The organism is Photobacterium nomapromontoriensis, assembly GCF_050336815.1.
Taxonomy (GTDB): Bacteria; Pseudomonadota; Gammaproteobacteria; order Enterobacterales; family Vibrionaceae; genus Photobacterium; species Photobacterium nomapromontoriensis.
The window spans coordinates 41,997-48,844 of sequence record NZ_JAKJSL010000055.1 but is presented as its reverse complement, the minus strand read 5'-3'; the positions used below and the strand labels follow the sequence as shown (position 1 = coordinate 48,844).

Sequence of the window (6,848 nt, the reverse complement as noted above, 5' to 3'; positions counted from 1 at the left end):
AAAGAGAGTTCCAGACGTTAGTGATGCTTGATGTCGGCAGCGATTGCACTGATACAAGTCACGTGATTTTAACTGGCAATACTTATCGTGATGGCAATTAGGGCACTTGAACGCAGTAGGCCATCGCATATCAAACAAGTGCTTTTGGCACTGTTCTTCAGTACCATACAGCTTGATAAAGCGATGAATAGAAATACTTTTCTGAAATTGAACCATATTCTTAGGCATGATCTAATCCTCAAGTTTTCTTTAACTCAAAGTATAGCTCAGCTGGCTGATTAATGATGGTAATCAGGTAGAAATATCATAAATAATGACCGCGACAAAAATCACACTTATTAAAAGCCATCGATATATCAGATAAAATACCTGTTCGGCATAATATATTATTTTAACTTATGCTTCATTTTGAAATTAAAACTAATATAACAGGATTGTACACTTCTTACATAATGGAATAACTAACTTCTGTGAACTTATACTACAATTTATGATGCAATAAAGTATGAGCTAGAAAAGATATTCTAGCTCTAACATTTGAAAACAGCGGCTTATTACTCTCTCTCTTTGGTAAAACCACCATATAAATCCAGGCGACGGTGGCGAAGATTCGTGACTGATCCTTCGGTATTTAATTGTTTTAGTTTTGTTAAATCCACATCCGCAAAGATGATCATTTCCGTATTTGGGCTTGCCTCTGTTAACGTGGCATCATGAGGGAAATAAATATCGGATGGTGAAAACACGGCGGATTGAGCATATTGAATATCCACATTATCCACCCGTGGCAAATTACCCACACTGCCGCCAATCGCCACATAACATTCATTTTCGATAGCACGGGCTTGAGAGCAGATCCTCACTCGCTGATAGCCATTTTTAGTATCAGTCCAAAACGGCACAAAGATAATTTGTGCATCTTGCTCGGCTAGCATTCGTCCAAGCTCTGGGAACTCACTGTCGTAACAAATTAAAATGCCCACCCTACCTGCATCAGTCTCAAACACTTCAACCTGGTTGCCACCATCAATGACCCAATCCTTCTCCTCGTGTGGCGTGATGTGGATTTTGTATTGGGCATTAATCTCGCCATCTCGTTGTAACAAATAAGAGACGTTAAACAGCTTTCCATCTTCGATCACCGGCATGCTGCCTGCGATAATGTTGATGTTGTACGTAACCGCCATTTGTGAAAAACGGTTTTTAATCTCCTCACTGAAACTGGCCAAAAAGCGGATGGCTTCAACGGAATTCTGCTCCTTGTTTATCCCCATTAATGGCGCATTGAAAAACTCGGGGAACAGCGCGAAATCGGCCTTATAATTGGCCAGCGAGGAGATAAAGAATTCAGCTTGCCCAAGAAAATCTTCCAAATCGTTCATCGCGCGCATTTGCCATTGCACCACCCCAATACGGACTAACGTTTTTTCTACATCGTGGATCGACTGAATGTCCTCTTCGTAAAAGAAATTATCCCACTCCAACAAGGTTGCGTAGCCATTGGAGGCATCATCTTCTGGTAGATAGCCGCGCATAATTCGTTTTACATCAAAGTCATTGGCTAGCTGGAAAGACAATATGGGATCATGCAATTCACGACGTTGTACTTTGTCGATATATTCAGGCACCGTCAGCTGATCGGCATATTTGTGATAATGAGGAATACGTCCACCCGCTAAAATTGCCTTAAAGTTCTTAGTACGACAAAGATCTTTACGTGCATCATACAATCTGCGACCTAAGCGGAGGCCTCGGTAATCCGGATGGACAAACACATCCAATCCGTACATCGCATCGCCCGTCACTTGATTCTGAATAACGTTATTTTCATTGATAATGTCAGTGTAAAGATGAGGCAAAGAAAAACGGTTATAGTCCACTTTGATGGTCAGCGCAGCACCAACGATCTTACCGTTGTCTTCAATACAGATTTGCCCATCAGGGAATTGGTGGATCAAATCCATTATGGTTAAACGGGGCCACGATCCCCCCACATCATGAAAAACCAAATCCATCAGTTCAGCTAATTCAGGGTAATCTGTCGGTTCTATGGTGCGTAAAGAAAGTTTCGGCGTGTTACTGTCCATATATACGTTGTCCGTTTTCAACTTCACAAATATGACAAAGCATGGCATAAATTATGAAATGTGGGTATATAAGGACTTCACAGTTCCCTGACATAACACAGTAACAACCTTAAATTTCCACTTTTATTACAGTAATAAAGCACAGCCGGTGCGCGCAAAATAACGGTGACACCCATTTTATAAATTCTGCCATTGCCCAGAGCATAACAAGGGGATCATATTCATCGATGATAAAACACGACTATGCACAGGACAGAAATATACAAAGCATGGGAGTACAATACATGGGTATCATCATTATTATCTGAAATCAGGCATAATCAGGATAATCCAAATGCTCTTCTTCTGGACATCCGTCATAGACCTCACTCTTCATCAACACCATCAGTGGTTACATCATGTTCAGTGGAATAGTATAGAACGTCATCCCCCTGGATAACAAAACCAATCCCATGCTCTTCATCCCATGCACATTCAAAACTGACACTGATCGCATTTTTGGCTACGCTGTGAAGCGTAAAACGGGTAATTGCCATCAATTCACTGATATTACCGGCTAAAAGCTGCTCTTTTGTCAGTACACCCATACGGGTTTTAATAGTCGGCTCATCATCGAATACATCTAAGAATTCAGACTCTTCAAGTATCTCTTGATATTCTTCTTTCAGGTAATCACATAATATTGAATAGACGCGCACTTCATTATCTGAAAACCATTGCATCATATCATCGACTTCTACGAAATCTTCTCCTGAGCAAAAATCAATAGCCTTATGATAGCCTTTAAAATCATGCCACTTGGTAAGCTCTGAGCTTGTGATATGGAGATGCTCATCATCTCGAACCCAGTTAAGGTTATTATTCATTGTTACCTCGTTTAGGTCTGTTAACCTATTTTTGTATTAACATGCAATATGGAAAGGCTTAGTAATCATCTTCATCGCAACCTTCATAGGCAAAGGCCGCGTAATCCACCGTTGTATTCGGGTTTTTGAATGTCACGATAACCCCTTCATTGTTCCAAAAGGCGTATTCTTTAATTCTTATTACAGAAGCAGGTATCGTTAACTCAATTATCCTATTATCGGAAAATGATGCATAACCAATATGGGTCAGACCATCCGGGAAAACAACGCGGGTCAGCTTGCATCGCCCAAACGCATCGCTACCGATCTGTCTAACTACTACCCCATCAAAATGTTCCGGGATAATAATGTTGGTATAACGAGAGTAATAATTAACGATGGTGCCCGTATCCGGTTCAAACGTGACATCTTTCAACGTTAGTGTGTGGGGGATATTATACGCACTACGATCAATCAGCAATGTATCAGGGAAAGCGCCATTAGCTATCACAGCTTCTGGGTTTTGAATCTCGACATGAGTTAGCGAGTTACCATAAAACGCTTCTTTGCCGATAGTCGCAACAGTTCGAGGGATGATTAAGCTGGTGAGCGCATTTTCAGAGAAGGCACGCTCAGCAATATACGTCACCGACTCTGGAATAGCTAACTGGGTTAACTCATTACAGGAAAATGCATATTCCTCGACCCGTGCTAATGCATTTGAAAGGGTCAGCGTGATTAGTGCGTTATCAAAAAATGCGTAACGCCCGATAGCCGTCACTGAGTTTGGTATTGTCAATTCGGTTAGCGCATTACCATCAAATGCGTGGTCACCGATAGAGATCAACGAGTTAGATAACGTCACACTATCTAGTTCGTTATCATTAAATGCGTATTCTCCAATGCGGGTTACAGTGTCTGGTATCGTAATGTTTGTTAACGCATTATCATCAAAGGCATGATCACCTAAGATAATTAACGAGTTAGAAAGCATGACACTTTCCAACTGATTATCAGCAAATGATCTATTAGCAATAGACGTGACGGAATCAGGAATGACGACACTCGTTAGTGCATTCTTTTCAAATACACGACCCTCAATAACTGTCACTGAATTCGAGATCACCACGCTCGTTAATGCGTTTTTAGCAAAAGCCCTCTCGCCAATAGCAGTCACTGAATCAGGGATCACGACATGGGATAAGCGATTGCGCCAAAATGCCCTACCACCGATGTAGGTTAATGCGTGTGGAAAATCGATATGGGTTAACTCATTCGATGAGAATGCACCATCACCGATTTCCGTCACCGAATCGACAATCACGACATCCGTTAATGCGTTATTAGCAAAGGCGCTATCGCTAATCAGCCTCAATGTATTCGGCAGTACGACCTTGGTTAACGCGTTATCAGAAAATGCCCAATGACCGATCATGGTAACAGGCGAACCATCAAAGTGATCCGGAATGATAATATTGGTGTAATTCGAGTAATAATCAAGAATACAGCCCGCCTGTGCGTCAAATTCAACATCCGCCAGCGTCAGTGTATAAGCCTTACCACAAACAGGCTGAGCAAATTTTGTCGATGCAAGCACAGCCTCATCAAACGCACCATGTCCCATTGTTATAACTGAATTAGGAATCGTCACATCAACGAGTTCATTATCAGAAAAAGCCAGTTTTTCAATACGCGTAACCGAGCTTGGGATAATAACATTAGTTAATTTATTGCCAGAAAACGCGTTTTCCCCAATCGAGATTACCAAATCAGAAAATGTCACATTGGTTAATTCATTATGCATGAACACGCCATTCTCTATGGCAATGAGATCCTTTGGAAGGGTGATACTAGTTAATTCATTGCGTATAAATGCATATTCACCGATTCGAGTCACCGAGTCAGGAATACTCACGTGAGTAATTTCGCTATCACGAAATGCCCAGTCATCAATTGCTGTCACCGGGAAACCATCAAAGTTATCTGGAATAACGATATCGGTGTAACCCGCATCATATCCAATAATACAGCCTGTTTGACTATCAAATTCAACATCGAACAGCGTAAGGATATGCGGCTGTGCGCGCCCGTCATTATTCATTATTCTTTCTCTTTAAATACTTTAAGATAGCCACTCAAACGGTGTGACTTATTTCATTTAGTCTTACCAAACACATTGACCACTTTCATCCGTCATCGTCTGCTTTGATATATCAATGACTTTACCACTGTGACGGTTGGTATAAGTAAGGTCATACAACAGCGCACCTTGACTAAGAAAACTGTATTGCCCGTTGATTTTACCGTCCACAATTTCAAGCCAGACATGCTTCAACTCCCAAGGGCTATCGGCGACTTCGCGTACAATGGTCTCCCCTTGGTAAACTAATGGAATAAAAGACTCAGACTGCTTATACCGTACTTAACCACTTACCCAACCAATATCGCTATCGGAATACATCCGGAACTCAAGTTTAATGCGGTTATTGGGTGAAGAGAAACAACGTACGTCGGCAGACAGGGTGCCGGCATAACCGAATGAAGAGATACATAGCGATATTAACGTCACCAGTATTTTAAGGCCTATATTTTTCATATTCAGATACTACTGCTCACCCTATCGAATTTATTTCTGCACTTGCTATTTTTAATGTTAATTATTATCTCAGCCTACATCTTCAAGCCACGTTTTTAGCAACAAGGCTCTTTGCTTAACAATTGGCATGATAATACCATTCGCGACATTCGCTCGAATTGCGACATACATCGTACCCGACTGAGGATAGCGCTGGCTTATTAACTGATAATTGAATGCCATTGTCTTATCACGTGCATCTAACCACGCTCTTTGACTGGCTTTAAGCAGTGCTTTTCCTTCAGAATCCAATTGGCGATATAACAAACGATAATAATAATTAAGTTCCCTATCCCACAACGCTTCTCCAACATAACACCTTACTGATAAGGAGCCACCAAAGCTGTTATCTAAACAATATTTCACATATTCATTAATGGGCTGCTCAAAGTCTTCAACAGTTGCGAATGTATTCAACGGCTGAAAACTCGCGATTGGTTTCTCAATAAAGGTCTTGGCTTGAGTCAGCAATGGAAACATTAGAAATATATAAATGATAACCTTATTCATCATACAGTCCCTTTTGGTGATAAAGCGCCACACTTCTCGCACATCACTTTCCCTCTTTTAATCGTACCAGCACAGTTTTCACACATTCTCTCTGGTAGAGTTGGATCATAATAACTGGCAGATGTCATGAATTTTTGGTTATTCGCGGCGCGGATATCATCCGACACGTTGGCTTTTTTCTTTTTTGACAACATAACCACAGCGACGACAACAATAACCATAAATACCATCAGCACGAGTAACATAGCAGCCACGTGCAGAATCCCTGACATAGCCAAAAATTCAATGATTCCCTGATGACTCGACATTTCCTTTTCCTTATCGTGAGTTAGTCTTGTTTAAGATCTACACCCATCAATTGTTCATATAATGTATCGTTTTTACAACGTATCGTAGCAATCGACTGCCCATTTGATTCTACATAAATGCCAGACTCTAACACACCATCTGGTCGTCTTTCTCGTGATGTGTATACGCTGTAAACCGTCGACTTATTCGGTACTGATACCGAGTAATACTCACTTCTTCCAGCCCCCATCCACTGATACGTTGATGCTAAAGCACGAGGAATAGTTAACGCTAATTCGGGGTGATACAATTGTTTCCCGTATCGGTAATGAATGATCTCACCTAAGTCCTGAATCTCTACTTTTTTACCATTTTCCGTTTCACAGTAAAAAATCGTTTCTGAATAAGCATATTGACTGATCAGCATCGCGCATAACGATACAACTAGTCTTTGTTTCTTTAGTGCCATAGTAAAACCAATCC

9 protein-coding genes are annotated in these 6,848 nt (G+C 41.1%); all 9 read right to left on the bottom strand.

Going from position 1 to position 6,848, the window contains the following annotated elements:
- Positions 1-228: transposase (locus L4D12_RS22215; RefSeq protein ID WP_428445776.1), on the bottom strand; the 228-nt coding region annotated here is incomplete at its 3' end.
- 326 nt (positions 229-554) lie between these two features.
- Positions 555-2,087: a GNAT family N-acetyltransferase gene (locus L4D12_RS22210; protein WP_428450014.1), complete on the bottom strand. Its 1,533-nt coding sequence runs from the start codon at positions 2,085-2,087 to the stop codon at positions 555-557.
- Positions 2,088-2,452: 365 nt separating this feature from the next.
- Positions 2,453-2,953 carry a DUF6985 domain-containing protein gene (locus tag L4D12_RS22205; RefSeq protein WP_428450013.1) on the bottom strand — a complete coding sequence of 167 codons (501 nt, stop codon included), beginning with the start codon at positions 2,951-2,953 and terminating at the stop codon, positions 2,453-2,455.
- Between the two features lie 58 nt (positions 2,954-3,011).
- Positions 3,012-5,033: a leucine-rich repeat domain-containing protein gene (locus tag L4D12_RS22200; protein WP_428450012.1), complete on the bottom strand. Its 2,022-nt coding sequence runs from the start codon at positions 5,031-5,033 to the stop codon at positions 3,012-3,014.
- Positions 5,034-5,096: 63 nt separating this feature from the next.
- A complete protein-coding gene (locus L4D12_RS22195) occupies positions 5,097-5,243 on the bottom strand; it encodes a hypothetical protein (RefSeq protein WP_428450011.1) in 147 nt (48 codons plus the stop codon).
- A gap of 111 nt (positions 5,244-5,354) precedes the next feature.
- The gene (locus tag L4D12_RS22190; protein ID WP_428450010.1) at positions 5,355-5,528 is read right to left on the bottom strand and encodes a hypothetical protein; all 174 of its coding nucleotides are present in this window, start codon (positions 5,526-5,528) and stop codon (positions 5,355-5,357) included.
- Between the two features lie 69 nt (positions 5,529-5,597).
- The gene (locus L4D12_RS22185; RefSeq protein ID WP_428450009.1) at positions 5,598-6,080 is read right to left on the bottom strand and encodes a lysozyme inhibitor LprI family protein; all 483 of its coding nucleotides are present in this window, start codon (positions 6,078-6,080) and stop codon (positions 5,598-5,600) included.
- On the bottom strand, positions 6,077-6,385 hold the full coding sequence (locus tag L4D12_RS22180) for a hypothetical protein (protein WP_428450008.1): 309 nt from the start codon (positions 6,383-6,385) through the stop codon (positions 6,077-6,079). Before L4D12_RS22180 ends, L4D12_RS22185 begins: the two co-directional genes overlap by 4 nt.
- Before the next feature lie 20 nt (positions 6,386-6,405).
- Positions 6,406-6,834: a hypothetical protein gene (locus tag L4D12_RS22175; RefSeq protein ID WP_428450007.1), complete on the bottom strand. Its 429-nt coding sequence runs from the start codon at positions 6,832-6,834 to the stop codon at positions 6,406-6,408.
- Positions 6,835-6,848: the final 14 nt, after the last annotated feature.